This is a genomic window from Nitrosomonadales bacterium (assembly GCA_016716325.1).
Classification (GTDB): domain Bacteria; phylum Pseudomonadota; class Gammaproteobacteria; order Burkholderiales; family Gallionellaceae; genus Gallionella.
This window is the reverse complement of the sequence record JADJWO010000001.1, coordinates 706431-721296: the sequence shown is the minus strand read 5'-3', so window position 1 is coordinate 721296 and position 14866 is coordinate 706431. Positions and strand designations below refer to the sequence as shown.

Genomic DNA, 14866 nt, shown 5'->3' with positions numbered 1-14866 from the left:
TGCGGTGGTGCCATGATTAGCCAGTTAGGCCGCTATGAAGTGCTTGGTGAGCTTGGGCAAGGCGCGATGGGCATTGTCTACAAAGCCAAGGATCCGTTGATCGATCGTGTGGTTGCGATCAAGACGATCAATCTGAGCTTGGCGCTGGACGAGAAAGAAGAATACGAAGGGCGCTTTTATCAGGAAGCAAAGGCGGCTGGCAGGTTGAATCACCCGAATATCGTGACTATCTACGATGTAGGCAAAAGCGGGGATATCGCCTATATCGCCATGGAATTATTACAAGGCCGAGAGTTGCGTGACATCATGAACGACAGTGGTGTCCTTCCGGTCGATCAGGTGTTGGATATCGTGATGCAGGTAGCATCGGGCTTGTCCTATGCGCACGAACATGAAATCGTGCATCGTGACATAAAGCCTTCCAATATCATGATCATCCGCGACGGGCATGTAAAAATCACTGACTTCGGTATTGCGCGCATGGAGTCGTCGGCAATACGCACACAAACCGGCATGGTGCTGGGCTCACCGAAATACATGTCGCCAGAGCAAGTGATGGGCAAGGTGATAGATCAGCGCTCGGATATCTTTTCGCTGGGTGTGATGCTTTATGAAATGTTGACTGGACAGGCGCCCTTTAACGGCGAGAACGTCAACGCCATCATGTATCAGACCCTGAATGCCGTACCGCTACCACCCAGCACACTGAATCCCGCTGTTCCGGAAATGGTCAACTTTATCGTGGCCAAGGCGCTTGCGAAAGGACTCGAAGATCGCTACCAGAATGCCAGGGACTTTGCTATGGATCTGCGCGCATGTCGGGATACCTTGCCGCGTTCGGGTCTTCAGGCTGGTATGCCGCAGCCTCCTGCAGGAGGTGAAAGAAAGTTGCCGGATGCGATTGCCGCTACGAGCAGAAAAGAAGCCGGCGAGGAAGAGGCCAAGTCGCCGCCGACGGCCGGTTTGTCCAAAGTTTTTGATTCGACTGCCGCGACCATGCGCCTAGCTGCGTTGACATGCTCCCGCGAAGAGGCAGACGAATTGGCCAAGACAATCAAAATGGAGGCTCGTCCGCGTGCCGCGCCAATCGATCAGTCGGTGGTGCCGGACAGCGCAGGACGACCAGCAGCGCCAGTTCGTCCAGTCGTCCGTCAGCAGCGGGCGGAAGTGCCGGTTCAGCCCGGCGTTGGCAATCTGGTGCTGATTGCCCTTGTGGTATTGGTATTGTTGGGCATCACTGCGATTTTTATTTATTGAGTTGCCAAGCAGTCGAATATGGTGATTAATCCGTCGCCGCGTTTGACTATATTGCTGTTGCTGTCCCATACGGTTGCCACAATTTTTCTGTATGTGACCGTCATGCCGACCATCACCAAACTGGCGATACTTTTCCTGATTTTATTAAGCTTGGTACATTATCTGCGCCGCGATGTATTGTTGCGCGATGCTAATTCGTGGTGTGAGATTCTACTTGAACAGGGTGAGGTATCGATTGTTCATCGTGATGGATCGGGTTCTCATGGCCGGATCGGGAGACAAACTGTCGTGAATCCATATTTCGTTATATTGTTTGTCGGTCAGCCGGGTTATCGCCCACCAGTTGCGCGGATCATTTTGCCGGACATGATAGGCGCAAGTGCATTCCGCGAGATGCGCGTACGACTGAAGTTCACCTAGCCGGCATTTGGAGAAAGAACGGTCGGTTGAGGATCGGGTAGTGTTTCCGGATAGTCCTTGCTGAAATGCAGGCCACGGCTTTCATGACGCAGCAAGGCGCTTTGCACGATCAATTCTGCATTCAATACCAGGTTGCGCAGTTCCAGCAGATCCGAGCTGACGTGGAAATGGGCGTAATACTCGTTGATTTCGTCTTGCAGCAACTGGATGCGGCGTTGTGCGCGTTGCAGGCGTTTATTGGTCCGCACGATCCCTACGTAATCCCACATGAAATGCCGTAGTTCCGCCCAGTTGTGCGAGATGACGATCTGCTCGTCCGCGTCGGTGACCCGACTCTCGTCCCATGCGGGCAGGGCGGGAAGTTCATGGCGCGGCCTGCTTAAAATATCACGGACTGCCGCGTCAGCGAACACCAGGCATTCCAGCAAAGAGTTGCTGGCCAGGCGGTTGGCGCCGTGCAGGCCACTATAGGCGGTTTCCCCTACCGCATACAGACCCTCCACATCGGTGCGCGCATGCAAGTCGGCCATTATTCCACCGCAGGTGTAGTGTGCTGCCGGAACGACCGGGATAGGTTCTTTGCTGATGTTGATGCCCAGCGACAGGCAGCGTGCATAGATGGTCGGGAAATGCTCTTGCAGGAATTCGAGCGGTTGGTGCGAGATGTCCAGATAAACGCAGTCCAGTCCGCGCTTCTTCATTTCAAAGTCTATCGCCCTCGCCACCACATCGCGCGGCGCAAGCTCTGCACGCTCATCGTGCCAAGGCATGAAGCGCGTTCCGTCTGGCAGTTTCAGGATGCCGCCTTCGCCGCGTACGGCCTCGCTGATGAGGAACGATTTTGCATGGGGGTGATACAGGCATGTAGGGTGAAACTGGATGAACTCCATGTTGGCTACACGGCATCCGGCACGCCAGGCCATTGCGATGCCATCGCCAGTCGCAGTATCCGGATTGGTGGTATAGAGATAGACCTTGCCGCTGCCGCCAGTCGCCAGAATGGTGTTTTGTGCAGCGATGGTGACGACTTCGCCAGTCAGGCTGTTCAGGGCATATGCGCCATAGCAGCGGTTGTCCTGAAGCCCGATCTTTTTTCCGGTGATCAAGTCGACCGACAGATGATTTTCCAGTACGACGATGTTTGGATGACCGAGGACAAGCGCGACGAGGGTTTCCTGTACGGCCTGACCGGTCGCATCTGCCGCGTGAATGATACGCCTCCGGCTGTGTCCGCCCTCGCGGGTGAGATGATAGCCCATCTCGTTGTGTTCCTTGGTAAAAGGAACGCCCATATCTATCAGCCAATCAATGGCAGTTTTACCGTGTTCGACGACGTAACGGGTAGCCGCCTCGTCGCACAGGCCGGCGCCGGCAGTCAGGGTGTCGCGAATATGAGCGTCGAGCGAATCGTCCTCGGCCAATACTGCGGCGATGCCGCCTTGCGCCCAGCCGCTTGCACCATCCAGCAGGGACCTTTTGGTGATCAAACCAACCTTCTGGTGCCCGGCCAGTTTAAGGGCCAGTGCCAGACCTGCCAGACCGCTGCCGATGATTAATGTGTCGAATTTCCGCAAGTTGGATTCCCGATATGTGCGTCCGAGCCGGAACTATAACAAAAGAGACGTGCGGGACATCATCTGATTGTCGACTGGTGGGAACCAATATCTTTGTCGCAGGTCGGACGGGGCGCTAATATAGCTCAAGCGCTGTCGCATGGTTGGCCGAGCAGTTATACTTGCGAGCTTAATACCCGCGAATAGAGCAGTGGATACAATAATAACTGGGGCGTCAGGGATGGCAGACCGAGAAGTCGATCAACAGTTGGTGGAACGCGTTCAACGCGGCGACAAGCACGCCTTCGACCTGTTGGTGACCAAATACCAGCGCAAGCTCGGGCGGTTAATTTCCCGGTTTGTGCGTGATCCTGCTGAAGCGGAGGATGTTACGCAGGACGCTTTTATCAAGGCATACCGGGCGTTGCCAGGTTTCAGAGGGGATAGTGCGTTCTATACGTGGCTGTACCGTATCGGAATCAATACGGCCAAGAATCACCTGCTGGCGAATAAACGCCGTGCGCCGACCAGTACGCCTTTCGATGTGGAAGACGCCGAATCCTTTGATGATGCCGGTTTGCTGCATGAGGTTAGCACACCGGAAAATGAACTTATGAGCAAACAGGTTGTCGATGTGGTGCAGTCCTCATTGCAGCAATTGCCCGAGGATTTGCGTAGTGCCCTGACTTTGCGTGAGATAGAAGGGTTGAGTTATGAAGAGATCGCCAGTGTGATGAATTGCCCGATCGGCACGGTGCGGTCAAGAATTTTCAGGGCACGTGAAGCGGTAGCGGAAAACCTGCGACCGTTGTTAGAAACCAGCAAGGGAAACAGGTGGTAGACATGAAGCAAGAAATCTCCGCACTGATGGATGGCGAATTGTTTGAGGATGAAGCAGACACCCTGCTTGATCAAATCAAGCGGGATCAGGATTCCCACAATGATTGGGCGGTTTACCATCTGATCGGGGATGTGCTCCGCCAACCCGACCACATCCATTGCGACCTGGGCGCACAGGTGCGCGAACGAGTACAGGATGAGCCTACCGTGCTTGCACCCCGTAAGCGCGTAATCAGGCAGAAGATGCAGGCATTCATGATGTCTGCCGCAGCTTCGCTGGCGGCAGTCGGCGTGGTTGCGTGGATGTCCATGCAGGTTGCCCCGGAAACGGCCCCGCAGATGGCTATGAAGCAAAATGTCTTGCGCCCGGCCAGTCTGCAAATCCAGCCGAAATCGAGTGATTACCTGATGGCGCACCAGGAGTTTTCCCCGAGTACGGACATGAATGGCGGCGCTTCCTATGTCCGGACCGTGTCTTACGGTGTTGAGGAGAAGGCCCAATGAGTTTGCGGAGCGGAATGGGTGTTCTGATGTTGTTGTTGACGGGCGCCGCATCCGCCGCTGGAGATACACACAGCCTTAACTGGTTGCAGACGGTTGCCTTTGCAGGGCACCAGACTGACTATAGCGGGGTATTCGTCTATCAATACGGCAATCGCGTCGAAACCTCCCGAATAACCCATGTGGTCGAAACCGACGGCGAATATGAAAAACTGGAGAGCCTCGATGGACCCAAGCGGGAAATCGTCCGCCATCATGGGCAAGTATGGGTTTATGACAATCACAAAATGGTGCAGGTGGACAGTCGGCATGGACGGGGCAGATTCCCGTCGCTGCTACCGGAGCAACTGTCGGCGTTGAGCGGGAATTATCGCGTTAAAGAAGATGGCATGCAGAGAGTGGCCGGGTACAACGCGCAAGTCATCCTGTTCCAGCCCAGAGATAGTTTGCGTTATAGCCACAAGATATGGGCGCATACCGATTCCGGGCTGTTGTTGAAGGCTGCAGTGCTGGATGATATGAGCAGGGTCATCGAACAATATGCTTTTACGCAACTGAAAATTGGCGGTGATATCGACCGTTCTTGGATTGCGCCGAACTCTGCGGCTGGCCAGCACGGTGCGGGTACGCGCGTGTTGAACAGAACCAGCATGCCGGTGAATAGCGGCTGGGTAGCCGATGCATTGCCGACTGGATTCAATAAGATCATGGAGGTCAAGCGTCCGATGCGTGGCAAACATGCACCCGTCCTGCAACTGGTGTTTTCGGATGGGCTGAGCGCCATTTCCATTTTCATCGAACCCGTGGATGATGATGAGGATGACGTGGATGGTTTGTCGAGCCGCGGGGCGGTCAATCTGTACCGCAAAGTGATAGACAAGAACCTGATTACCGTTGTTGGCGAAGTGCCGCCGCGTACCGTGATGCAAGTGCTCGATTCGGTACGCTACAACAGCAGATGACGCATGCTGGAGACGCGTGCCACCGTTATTCGGATTGACGGGCCCCATGCCATGGTGCAGGCCAATCATGGCAATGGTTGCGGACAGTGCAACGGCAAAGGTTGCGGGACAGGCAAACTGTCACAGTTGTTTTGCAGCAAGCCGCGCCAATTCCAGGTGAGCAACCCGATCAATGCAGGCATCGGAGATGAAGTGATCGTATCGGTTGCGGATGGCGAGGTGTTGCGCGGCATCCTGCTGGTCTATCTGTTGCCGCTGGTATTGTTGATCGCGGGCGCCTTGCTGGGAGGGCTGTCTGCTAGACAGGAAACCCAATATGACGGCTATGCGGCTGTTGGCGCGTTGTTGGGCCTGGGTATCGGTTTCGTCGTGGCAAAATGGCTTTCATCCGGTCGTGGGCATCGTCAAAGGCAGCCATATATTGCCCGGAAATGGCACGGCGAATAGCAGAACATTCAATTTTTTTCGTATGAGGAGGGGTGCATGCTGAGAAAATTCTTTGGTTTGTTGATACTGGTCGCAGGATTGAATTCTAGCTTGCCGGCATATGCCAACGGCCTGCCGGATTTTACGGAGTTGGTCGAAAAACAGGGCCCGGCAGTCGTCAATATCAGCACCACCCAGATCATTCGCAATATGCAGGGCTTCCCCAATCTGCCGGAAGGCGATCCTTTCTTTGAATTTTTCCGTCGCTTCGCACCGCAAATGCCTCGCGAACAGGAATCGCAATCACTGGGTTCCGGTTTCATCATCAGCGCGGATGGTTACATCATGACCAACGCGCATGTGATCGACCATGCGGACAAGATCACCGTGCGCCTGACCGACAAGCGCGAGTTCAGCGCCAAGGTGATCGGTGCGGACAAGCGTACCGATATTGCCCTGCTGAAGATCGAGGCGAGCGGCTTGCCCAAGGTCAGCATCGGCGATCCGAGCAGACTCAAGGTCGGTGAGTGGGTCGTCGCGATCGGCTCACCGTTCGGGTTTGACAGCAGCGTGACAGCCGGTATTGTAAGCGCCACGGGACGTTCCCTGCCAAGAGATAATTTCGTGCCGTTCATCCAGACCGATGTGGCGATCAATCCCGGTAACTCCGGCGGACCGTTGTTCAACATGAGCGGCGAAGTTGTGGGCATCAATTCCCAGATATACACCCGTTCCGGCGGATCGATGGGCCTTTCGTTCTCCATTCCGATTGATGTGGCGACACAGGTGGCCGATCAGTTGCGCAATACAGGCAAGGTGACCCGCGGCCGCATCGGCGTGACCATCCAGGAAGTGACGCATGAACTGGCCGAATCGTTCGGGCTGGACAAGCCGGCCGGCGCGCTGATCAGCAGCGTGGAAAAGAACGGGCCGGCCGACAAGGGGGGCATCGAAGTGAGCGATGTCATCCTGAAATTCGACGGCAAACCGGTCGACAGTTCCAGCGATTTGCCACGCATGGTTGCGGCGACCAAACCGGGAAGCAAGGTGTCCATCGACCTGTGGCGCAAAGGTGCTTCCAGAAAAGTGACTGTGGAGATCGGCGAGATGCCGGAAGACGGCAAACTGGCGCATGCCGCGAGGGAATTGGCCGATGATGTCACTGCAATGGTCGCACGCCTGGGTATCGCGGTTCGCGAGTTGAGCCGGGAGCAACTGCAGGAACTGGATATCGGCGGGGGATTGCTGGTCGACGAGGTCAAGGGCAAGGCGGCACGGGCTGCCGGGTTGCAGCAGGGCGATGTATTGCTGGCGATCGGCAATATCCCGATCCGTTCGCTGAAACAGCTCAATGATATCGTCAAGCAGGTTCCCCAAGGCCGCAATGTCGCCCTGCTGGTGCGCCGCGGCGATGCCGCATCCTATGTGGCAATCAAGCTCGACGGGAAGTAATCACAATCCTGCGTATCCCGCCTAAATCGGCTAGAATCCGCGCTTCGCGAATTTAGCCGATTCAGGCGTTTTTTTCAGGTATTCATGCAACATATCCGCAACTTTTCCATCATCGCCCACATCGATCACGGCAAATCCACGCTGGCCGACCGCATCATCCATTTGTGCGGCGGGTTGTCCGATCGCGAGATGGAGTCCCAGGTGCTTGATTCCATGTCGCTGGAACGCGAACGCGGCATCACCATCAAGGCGCAGACCGCCGCGTTGAACTACAAGTCTCGCGACGGCCAGACTTACAACCTCAACCTGATCGATACGCCGGGTCATGTGGATTTTTCCTATGAGGTGTCCCGCTCGCTGTCGGCCTGCGAGGGCGCGCTGCTGGTGGTCGACGCTTCGCAGGGTGTGGAAGCGCAGACCGTGGCGAACTGCTATACCGCGCTGGATCTTGGCGTCGAGGTGGTGCCGGTGCTGAACAAGATCGACTTGCCTTCTGCCAATCCCGAGAACGCCATTTCCGAGATCGAGGACGTGATCGGTATCGGGGCGCAGGATGCAGTGCATTGCTCGGCCAAGACCGGCCTTGGCGTGCAGGATGTGCTGGAGTCGCTGATCGTCAAGGTACCCGCCCCGCAGGGCGATCCGGATGCGCCATTGCAGGCGCTGATCATCGATTCGTGGTTCGACAACTATGTCGGCGTGGTCATGCTGGTTCGCGTCAAGAACGGTACGCTCAGGCCCAAGGAGAAAATCCTGTTCATGGCTACCGGCGCGCTGCATTTGACGGAACAGGTTGGCGTGTTCACGCCCAAGTCGCAGTCGTGCGAGAGTCTCAGCGCCGGCCAGGTGGGTTTTGTCATCGCCGGTATCAAGGAACTGAAATCCGCGAAAGTGGGAGATACCGTCACTCATCAGGCCAAGCCTGCTGCCGCGCCTTTGCCGGGCTTCAAGGAGATCCAGCCGCAGGTGTTCGCCGGGCTGTTTCCGGTCGAATCCAATCAGTACGAGGCGCTGCGCGATTCGCTGGAGAAGCTCAAGCTGAACGATGCTGCGTTGCAGTACGAGCCGGAGGTATCGCAGGCGCTGGGCTTCGGTTTCCGTTGTGGCTTCCTCGGCCTGTTGCATATGGAGATTGTCCAGGAGAGGCTGGAGCGCGAGTTTGATATGGATCTGATCACCACCGCGCCGACGGTGATCTACCAGGTCGTATTGCGCGACGGGACAATCGTACAGGTGGACAATCCATCGAAGATGCCCGATCCGGCCAAGGTCGAGGAGATCCGCGAGCCCATCGTCACGGTCAACCTGTACATGCCGAACGAGTATGTCGGTTCGGTGATCACGCTATGCACCCAGAAGCGCGGCATGCAGATCAACATCAGCTATCACGGCAAACAGGTGAATCTGGTGTACGAGATGCCGATGGCGGAGATCGTGATGGATTTCTTCGACAAGCTGAAATCGGTGTCGCGCGGCTACGCCTCGATGGATTACGAGTTCAAGGAGTATCGCCCGGCCGACGTGGTCAAGGTCGACATGCTGATCAACGGCGACAAGGTGGATGCGCTGGCAGTGATCGTGCATCGCGCCAACAGCCAGTATCGCGGGCGCGAAGTGGCCGCCAAGATGCGCGAACTGATCCCGCGCCAGATGTACGATGTGGCGATCCAGGCGACCATCGGCTCCAATATCATCGCGCGCGAGAACGTCAAGGCGATGCGCAAGAACGTGCTGGCCAAGTGTTATGGCGGCGACATTTCGCGCAAGAAGAAGCTGCTGGAGAAGCAAAAGGCCGGCAAGAAGCGCATGAAACAGGTGGGCAGCGTGGAGATCCCGCAGGAAGCTTTCCTGGCGATCCTGCGTGTCGACGAATAAGGGATGGCGATGGACTTTGCATTGATTCTGTTTACATTGCTGCTGGTCACCGGCGGCATCTGGTTGCTGGATCGCTTCGTGCTGGCGGGCAAGCGCGCCCAGGACGTTGCCGAACCGTGGTGGGTGGAATATGCCAAAAGCTTCTTTCCGGTGATTCTGATCGTCTTCTTCATCCGGTCCTTCCTGGTCGAGCCGTTCAAGATCCCGTCCAGTTCGATGGTTCCGACCTTGCACGTGGGCGATTTCATCCTGGTGAACAAGTTCACCTACGGCATCCGTCTGCCCATCGTCAATCTGAAGATCGTTCAGCTTGGCGATCCGCAGCGCGGCGACGTGATGGTGTTCCACTATCCGGAAGACCCGTCGAAAGACTACATCAAACGCGTGGTCGGCGTGTCCGGCGATACCGTCGAATACCGTGACAAGCGCCTATGGGTCAACGGGGCGGAGCAAGAACAGGCGGCGGATGGCGATTACAATTATGTGGAAACCGGGTTGAATTTCGTCCATACCGAAAAGCGCATCGAGACTTTGGGCCAGCACCCGCACGCGATTCTGGTGAATCCCGAGATGCCCACCTTGCGGCAGAGCTCGGTGGCCGAGTTCAAGGGGCGCGAGAACTGCAGCTACGACGATGATAGGGTGAGCTGCAAGGTTCCCGATGGACATTATTTCATGATGGGCGATAATCGCGACAACAGCCGCGACAGCCGCTACTGGGGGTTCGTTCCGGACAACCAGATCGTCGGCAGGGCGTTCTTTATATGGATGAATTTCTCCGATCTGAAGCGGATCGGCTTGTCTATCGACTAAACTAATGTAGCCAACAGAGGCGAAGGAGAGAGGAAATGAGTATGACAATGTCAAGGCGGCAGCGCGGTATTAGTCTTTCCGGTTTAATGGTTGGCGTGGTAATTCTGGCGTTTGTCTTCATCATGGGATTAAAGATTATTCCGGTATATATGCAGGATGCTGAGATCAAAAACCTATTTGTTGCGATTGCGACTGATCCGGAAATGCAAAAGGCCAGCCCGCTCGAAATTCGCCAGTCATATGGCAAGCGTGCCTCAATCGACAATATCACTGCGATCAGCATGGATGATATCGACATATCCCGTGAGCAGGATAGGCTGGTGTTGAGCGCCAGCTATGACGTCAAGATTCCGCTGGTGAGCAATCTCAGCCTGTACATGGAATTCGAACCGAGCAGTGCCTCGCAGTAACCCTACCCGACCGGGCGGCGACAGCGCGCTGTGTAGCCAGTTGGGGCACATGTTTGCGCAGCCGCAATTGCTGCAACGCGCCCTGACGCATCGCAGTTACGCGCCGGAACATAACGAGCGCCTCGAGTTCCTGGGCGACAGCGTGCTGGGTTGTGTCATCGCCAAACATTTGTATGACAACTATCCGCAGTTGAGCGAAGGCGAACTGTCCAGACTGCGCTCCAATCTGGTCCGGGAAGAAACGCTGGTGATACTGGCACAACAACTCGATCTGGGCAGCCTGTTGCGCCTCGGCGAAGGCGAACGCAAGAGCGGCGGCTTCCGTCGCCCCTCCATTCTGGCGGATGCGCTGGAAGCCCTGTTTGGCGCGGTGTTCCTCGATGCGGGATTCGCGGCGGCGGAACAGGCCGTGCTCAACCTGTTCGTTCCCTATCTGGAAAAAGTGGATCTGCGGACGCTGGGCAAGGATGCCAAGACCCTGTTGCAGGAACACCTGCAGGGCAGGCATATCCCGCTGCCGGACTATAGCGTGATCGCTACACAAGGAAAGGCACATGAACAATCGTTCCATGTGGAATGCGCCATCCCGTCGCTCGGGATAACCACGCAAGGCGAAGGCAACAGCCGCCGCAACGCTGAACAGCAGGCGGCGCTTGCCGCCTACCAGACCATTCAATCCGGATCAGGCAGATAATCCATACCATGACCCAACCTATACCACAGCAGGACCCTGCGAACCTTCCCGATACGGACCGTCCGCCCGAAGCATTTCGCAGCGGCTTCATTGCCATCGTCGGCCGCCCCAACGTGGGCAAGTCGACGCTGCTCAACCACCTGATCGGGCAGAAGGTCAGCATCACTTCGCGCAAGGCGCAGACCACGCGCCACCGCATCCACGGCATCCTGACCGACGATCATGCGCAGTATGTCTTTGTGGATACACCGGGTTTCCAGACCAGGCACACGAACGCGCTGAACCGCAGCATGAACCGCGTGGTCACCAGCAGCCTGCGCGACGTACAGGTGGTGATGTACGTGCTGGAGGCCTTGCGCTACGACGAGCGCGACCGCGAAGTGCTCAAGTTGCTGCCGGACAATCGCCCGGTCCTGCTGGTGATCAACAAGATCGACGAAGTGGCGGACAAGGGGCAATTGTTCTCGTTCGCCGAACGCGTTGCGCAGGACTTCCGGTTTGCCGGGATCATCCCGGTCAGCGCCAAGCAGGGCACCAAGCTGGACGAATTGCGCGAGGCGCTGCGCAGCCACCTGCCGCCGGGCGAACTGATCTACGCCGAGGACGACATCACCGACCGCAGCGAGCGCTTTCTGGCGGCGGAGATATTGCGCGAGAAAGTGTTCCGCTTCACCGGCGAGGAATTGCCGTACTCGGTCAGCGTGGTGATCGAACAGTTCAAGCTGGAAGGAAAGCTGCGCCGCATCCATGCGGCGATCCTGGTGGACAAGGAAGCGCACAAGGCGATGCTGATCGGCAAAAAGGGCGAAAAGCTCAAGGAGATCGCCACCCAGGCGCGTCTCGACATGGAAAAACTGTTCGACGGAAAAGTATTCCTCGAAGTGTTCGTCAAGGTACGCAGCGGCTGGGCGGACGACGAACGCGTGCTGCGCTCACTGGGCTACGAATGACCGCTGCGGACCGGAACCGGAAACAGGACGAACCCGCCTTCGTACTGCACAGCTACCCGTTTCGCGAGACCAGCCTGATCCTCGACGTGTTCAGCCGTCGGCATGGCCGGCTGGCGATCATCGCGCGCGGCGCGCGGCGGCCGAAATCCAGCTTGCGCGGGGTGCTGATGAACTTCCAGCCGCTGTTGCTTTCGTGGTTCGGCAAGGGCGAGGTGCGCACCCTGCACGGCGCCGAATGGCAGGGCGGGCAGCCCTACCTGCAAGGCACGGCGCTGATGTGCGGTTTCTACCTGAACGAACTGCTGATCAACCTGCTGGCGCGCGACGACCCGCACGAGCAACTGTTCGACTATTACCGCGCCACCCTGCATCGCCTTGCCCATGAGGCCGACCATGCCGCCACGTTGCGCTGCTTCGAAAAGCACCTGATGCAGGAACTGGGCTACGCGCTGGCGCTGGAACGCGAGGCCGGCAGCGATAGACCGATACGCCCCGAAGTCTGCTATCGTTATGCCGTCGAGCGCGGCGCCGTACCGGACGATGGCGCGGCGGATGCCGGTCCGGTGGTGCTGGGCAAGACCCTGCTCGATATGGCGGCGGACAACTATGCCGCCCCGGTCACCGCCCAGCAGAGCAAGCAACTGATGCGCGTGCTGCTGAACCACCATCTGGGCGGCAAGACGTTGCACACGCGCGAACTGATCAAGGACATGCAGAAACTATGACATATACCCTCTCCTTTGCAGGGAGAGGGGCAGGGAGAGGGTGGAAGCGTTGCTGCCTTCAGTTGTATCGATAAAGCCAAGGATGTAAAAAAATGATCAAACTCGGACTGAACATCGACCACGTCGCCACCTTGCGCCAGGCGCGCGGGGCGCGTTATCCCAACCTGGTGCGCGCCGCGCTGATCTGCGAGGAAGCGGGCGCGGACGCCATCACCCTTCACCTGCGCGAAGACCGCCGCCACATCCAGGATGCGGATGTCGAGATCCTGCGCGGCATGTTGCAGACGCGCATGAACCTCGAATGCGCCGTCACCGACGAGATGATCGCCAACGCCCTGCGCATCAAACCGCATGACATCTGCCTCGTGCCGGAGAAACGCGAGGAACTGACCACCGAGGGCGGGCTGGACGTGGTGCGCTACTTCGACAGCGTCAAGGCGGCGTGCGAGCGCTGCACCGAAGCCGGTATCCGCGTATCGCTGTTCATCGATCCCGACGAGAAGCAGATCGACGCGGCACGGCGCATCGGTGCGCCGGTGGTCGAACTGCACACCGGAAGGTATGCCGACGCGGACAGCGTCCCGGCGCGTGCGCACGAACTCGAGCGCATCCGTGTCGCGGTGGGACATGCCCATGCGCAAGGCCTGCAAGTCAACGCCGGCCACGGCCTGAACTACCACAACGTGCAGCCCATCGTCGCGATCCCCGACATCATCGAACTCAACATCGGCCATGCCATCATCGCCGAATCGGTGTTCATCGGGCTGGAAGCGGCGGTGCGGAAAATGAAGGTGCTGCTGGTTGAGTATCCGTAGAAATCGTAGCGAGCAAGCCCGAATGCAAGGAGCCGCGCAGTGAATGACGAAACATACCTCACAGGTAGGCGAGGATTGAACGAGCACGCGACACAGCGAGCGGAAGGGTGGCTGCTATGCAGCCGGGCACCCACCGGCCTACTCCTTGCGGGTGAATCGGGCTGCGCAGTAGATTTATCATGATCCACGGCATTGGCACCGACATCGTCGAACTATCCCGCATCGAACGGATGTGGGAACAGCACGGCATGCGCCTGGCCGCCCATCTCCTGAGCAAGGCGGAACTGGCGGAACTGGCAGGCCATGCCAGCCCGGCACGCCTCCTGTCCAAGCGCTTTGCCGCCAAGGAAGCGTTCGCCAAGGCGGTCGGCAGCGGTATGCGCCATCCGGTCAGCCTGCGCCGTATCGGCGTGACACACGACAGCCTCGGCAAACCGGAGTTGCAGTTCGACGACATGTTGCGCGCCCATCTGGCGCAACTGGGCATAGTCCGGCATCACCTTTCCATCAGCGACGAGCGCGACATGGTGGTGGCGTTTGTGGTGCTGGAGACTGAGTAGTCGATTCCTCTGAAGGAGACGGGAGTCGATATTTGCTGCAAGGAATTTGACTCCGGTGCCTTTCGACCGCGGTACCTTTCGACCGCGCTTTCATCTTAACAAGCTTCGTGAAAGTGTCCGTTGAAATGGGGGAATCCCAGTCAGGCAGCCTTATGCGCGTATGTCCTGATGACGAGGTAGGCGCCGAGCAGGCTCTCGATCAGGTACAGGATGCTCGATACGCCGTGCAGCATCCCGAAGCGGTCGGCGAACGCACTGTGCATCACGTCAAGCGGTAGCGCCTGTGCCTTGAGGTCAGCCATGACCGGCTGGATGCCGAAATGTATGACCAGCGTGATCAGCAGCATCGCGGCGGCCACCCGGAACAGCGGCTGGCGCAACGCCGCGCTGCCGGACAGGACGAGGTGCCGAATCATCAGATACGTCCCGCACACCAAACCGAGCCAGGCCGCCGCGCTGAACATCTGTCCGGCGAGCATGCCGGCCAGCTGGCGGTCGGGTTGTGCGCTGAACAGTACCGGCACGGCGAGATAGCCGACGGCCCACAGGCTGCCGACCCAGGCGGTGGTCGCCAGCAGGGCGAGAGTGTGGGTGAGGTTTTTCATCGGGGCGC

At 57.8% G+C, this 14866-nt stretch carries 17 protein-coding genes; 15 read left to right on the top strand and 2 right to left on the bottom strand.

Annotation, left to right across the window (positions count from 1 at the left end; genetic code table 11):
• The first annotated feature begins 12 nt into the window (after window positions 1–12).
• Complete coding sequence (locus IPM27_03335) at window positions 13–1257, top strand: serine/threonine protein kinase (GenBank protein MBK9160594.1); 1245 nt, start codon at window positions 13–15, stop codon at window positions 1255–1257.
• A gap of 18 nt (window positions 1258–1275) precedes the next feature.
• Window positions 1276–1677 carry a hypothetical protein gene (locus IPM27_03330; GenBank protein MBK9160593.1) on the top strand — a complete coding sequence of 134 codons (402 nt, stop codon included), beginning with the start codon at window positions 1276–1278 and terminating at the stop codon, window positions 1675–1677.
• On the opposite strand, the gene nadB is transcribed toward IPM27_03330, so the two are convergent.
• Window positions 1674–3251, bottom strand: coding sequence for an L-aspartate oxidase (gene nadB, locus IPM27_03325; GenBank protein ID MBK9160592.1), 1578 nt, complete (start codon window positions 3249–3251; stop codon window positions 1674–1676). The two genes, IPM27_03330 and nadB, sit on opposite strands and share 4 nt — an antisense overlap.
• A gap of 220 nt (window positions 3252–3471) precedes the next feature.
• Between nadB and rpoE the strand changes: the two genes are divergently transcribed.
• From rpoE to IPM27_03260, 13 genes are all read left to right on the top strand, one after another.
• Window positions 3472–4071, top strand: a complete 600-nt coding sequence (gene rpoE, locus IPM27_03320) for an RNA polymerase sigma factor RpoE (GenBank protein MBK9160591.1) — start codon at window positions 3472–3474, stop codon at window positions 4069–4071.
• A gap of 2 nt (window positions 4072–4073) precedes the next feature.
• Window positions 4074–4574, top strand: a complete 501-nt coding sequence (locus tag IPM27_03315; protein MBK9160590.1) for a sigma-E factor negative regulatory protein — start codon at window positions 4074–4076, stop codon at window positions 4572–4574.
• Between the two features lie 26 nt (window positions 4575–4600).
• On the top strand, window positions 4601–5533 hold the full coding sequence (locus tag IPM27_03310; GenBank protein ID MBK9160589.1) for a MucB/RseB C-terminal domain-containing protein: 933 nt from the start codon (window positions 4601–4603) through the stop codon (window positions 5531–5533).
• A gap of 3 nt (window positions 5534–5536) precedes the next feature.
• The gene (locus tag IPM27_03305; protein ID MBK9160588.1) at window positions 5537–5980 is read left to right on the top strand and encodes a SoxR reducing system RseC family protein; all 444 of its coding nucleotides are present in this window, start codon (window positions 5537–5539) and stop codon (window positions 5978–5980) included.
• A 36-nt stretch (window positions 5981–6016) separates the two neighbouring features.
• Complete coding sequence (locus IPM27_03300; protein ID MBK9160587.1) at window positions 6017–7411, top strand: DegQ family serine endoprotease; 1395 nt, start codon at window positions 6017–6019, stop codon at window positions 7409–7411.
• Window positions 7412–7495: 84 nt separating this feature from the next.
• Window positions 7496–9286, top strand: coding sequence for an elongation factor 4 (gene lepA, locus IPM27_03295; GenBank protein ID MBK9160586.1), 1791 nt, complete (start codon window positions 7496–7498; stop codon window positions 9284–9286).
• A gap of 9 nt (window positions 9287–9295) precedes the next feature.
• On the top strand, window positions 9296–10099 hold the full coding sequence (gene lepB, locus IPM27_03290) for a signal peptidase I (protein ID MBK9160585.1): 804 nt from the start codon (window positions 9296–9298) through the stop codon (window positions 10097–10099).
• A 41-nt stretch (window positions 10100–10140) separates the two neighbouring features.
• Window positions 10141–10509: a DUF4845 domain-containing protein gene (locus tag IPM27_03285; GenBank protein MBK9160584.1), complete on the top strand. Its 369-nt coding sequence runs from the start codon at window positions 10141–10143 to the stop codon at window positions 10507–10509.
• Between the two features lie 49 nt (window positions 10510–10558).
• Window positions 10559–11203 carry a ribonuclease III gene (rnc, locus tag IPM27_03280; protein MBK9160583.1) on the top strand — a complete coding sequence of 215 codons (645 nt, stop codon included), beginning with the start codon at window positions 10559–10561 and terminating at the stop codon, window positions 11201–11203.
• Between the two features lie 8 nt (window positions 11204–11211).
• A complete protein-coding gene (era, locus tag IPM27_03275; protein ID MBK9160582.1) occupies window positions 11212–12153 on the top strand; it encodes a GTPase Era in 942 nt (313 codons plus the stop codon).
• Window positions 12150–12878 carry a DNA repair protein RecO gene (recO, locus tag IPM27_03270; protein MBK9160581.1) on the top strand — a complete coding sequence of 243 codons (729 nt, stop codon included), beginning with the start codon at window positions 12150–12152 and terminating at the stop codon, window positions 12876–12878. The genes era and recO overlap by 4 nt, the downstream gene beginning before the upstream one ends.
• A gap of 92 nt (window positions 12879–12970) precedes the next feature.
• On the top strand, window positions 12971–13693 hold the full coding sequence (gene pdxJ, locus IPM27_03265; GenBank protein MBK9160580.1) for a pyridoxine 5'-phosphate synthase: 723 nt from the start codon (window positions 12971–12973) through the stop codon (window positions 13691–13693).
• Between the two features lie 179 nt (window positions 13694–13872).
• Window positions 13873–14253, top strand: coding sequence for a holo-ACP synthase (locus IPM27_03260; GenBank protein ID MBK9160579.1), 381 nt, complete (start codon window positions 13873–13875; stop codon window positions 14251–14253).
• Between the two features lie 140 nt (window positions 14254–14393).
• Here IPM27_03260 and IPM27_03255 read toward each other — a convergent pair whose 3' ends face one another.
• Window positions 14394–14858, bottom strand: a complete 465-nt coding sequence (locus IPM27_03255) for a DUF4149 domain-containing protein (protein ID MBK9160578.1) — start codon at window positions 14856–14858, stop codon at window positions 14394–14396.
• Between the last annotated feature and the right edge of the window lie 8 nt (window positions 14859–14866).

Excerpts from the sequence above, each read along its gene's own strand:
- IPM27_03300 (MBK9160587.1), top strand. The coding sequence starts at position 6,017 with ATGCTGAGAAAATTCTTTGGTTTGTTGATACTGGTCGCAGGATTGAAT.
- era (MBK9160582.1), top strand. The coding sequence starts at position 11,212 with ATGACCCAACCTATACCACAGCAGGACCCTGCGAACCTTCCCGATACG.
- IPM27_03285 (MBK9160584.1), top strand. The coding sequence starts at position 10,141 with ATGACAATGTCAAGGCGGCAGCGCGGTATTAGTCTTTCCGGTTTAATG.
- IPM27_03315 (MBK9160590.1), top strand. The coding sequence starts at position 4,074 with ATGAAGCAAGAAATCTCCGCACTGATGGATGGCGAATTGTTTGAGGAT.
- rnc (MBK9160583.1), top strand. The coding sequence starts at position 10,559 with ATGTTTGCGCAGCCGCAATTGCTGCAACGCGCCCTGACGCATCGCAGT.
- IPM27_03335 (MBK9160594.1), top strand. The coding sequence starts at position 13 with ATGATTAGCCAGTTAGGCCGCTATGAAGTGCTTGGTGAGCTTGGGCAA.
- pdxJ (MBK9160580.1), top strand. The coding sequence starts at position 12,971 with ATGATCAAACTCGGACTGAACATCGACCACGTCGCCACCTTGCGCCAG.
- lepA (MBK9160586.1), top strand. The coding sequence starts at position 7,496 with ATGCAACATATCCGCAACTTTTCCATCATCGCCCACATCGATCACGGC.
- lepB (MBK9160585.1), top strand. The coding sequence starts at position 9,296 with ATGGACTTTGCATTGATTCTGTTTACATTGCTGCTGGTCACCGGCGGC.
- IPM27_03255 (MBK9160578.1), bottom strand. The coding sequence starts at position 14,858 with ATGAAAAACCTCACCCACACTCTCGCCCTGCTGGCGACCACCGCCTGG.
- IPM27_03305 (MBK9160588.1), top strand. The coding sequence starts at position 5,537 with ATGCTGGAGACGCGTGCCACCGTTATTCGGATTGACGGGCCCCATGCC.
- IPM27_03260 (MBK9160579.1), top strand. The coding sequence starts at position 13,873 with ATGATCCACGGCATTGGCACCGACATCGTCGAACTATCCCGCATCGAA.
- IPM27_03310 (MBK9160589.1), top strand. The coding sequence starts at position 4,601 with ATGTTGTTGTTGACGGGCGCCGCATCCGCCGCTGGAGATACACACAGC.
- recO (MBK9160581.1), top strand. The coding sequence starts at position 12,150 with ATGACCGCTGCGGACCGGAACCGGAAACAGGACGAACCCGCCTTCGTA.
- IPM27_03330 (MBK9160593.1), top strand. The coding sequence starts at position 1,276 with ATGGTGATTAATCCGTCGCCGCGTTTGACTATATTGCTGTTGCTGTCC.
- rpoE (MBK9160591.1), top strand. The coding sequence starts at position 3,472 with ATGGCAGACCGAGAAGTCGATCAACAGTTGGTGGAACGCGTTCAACGC.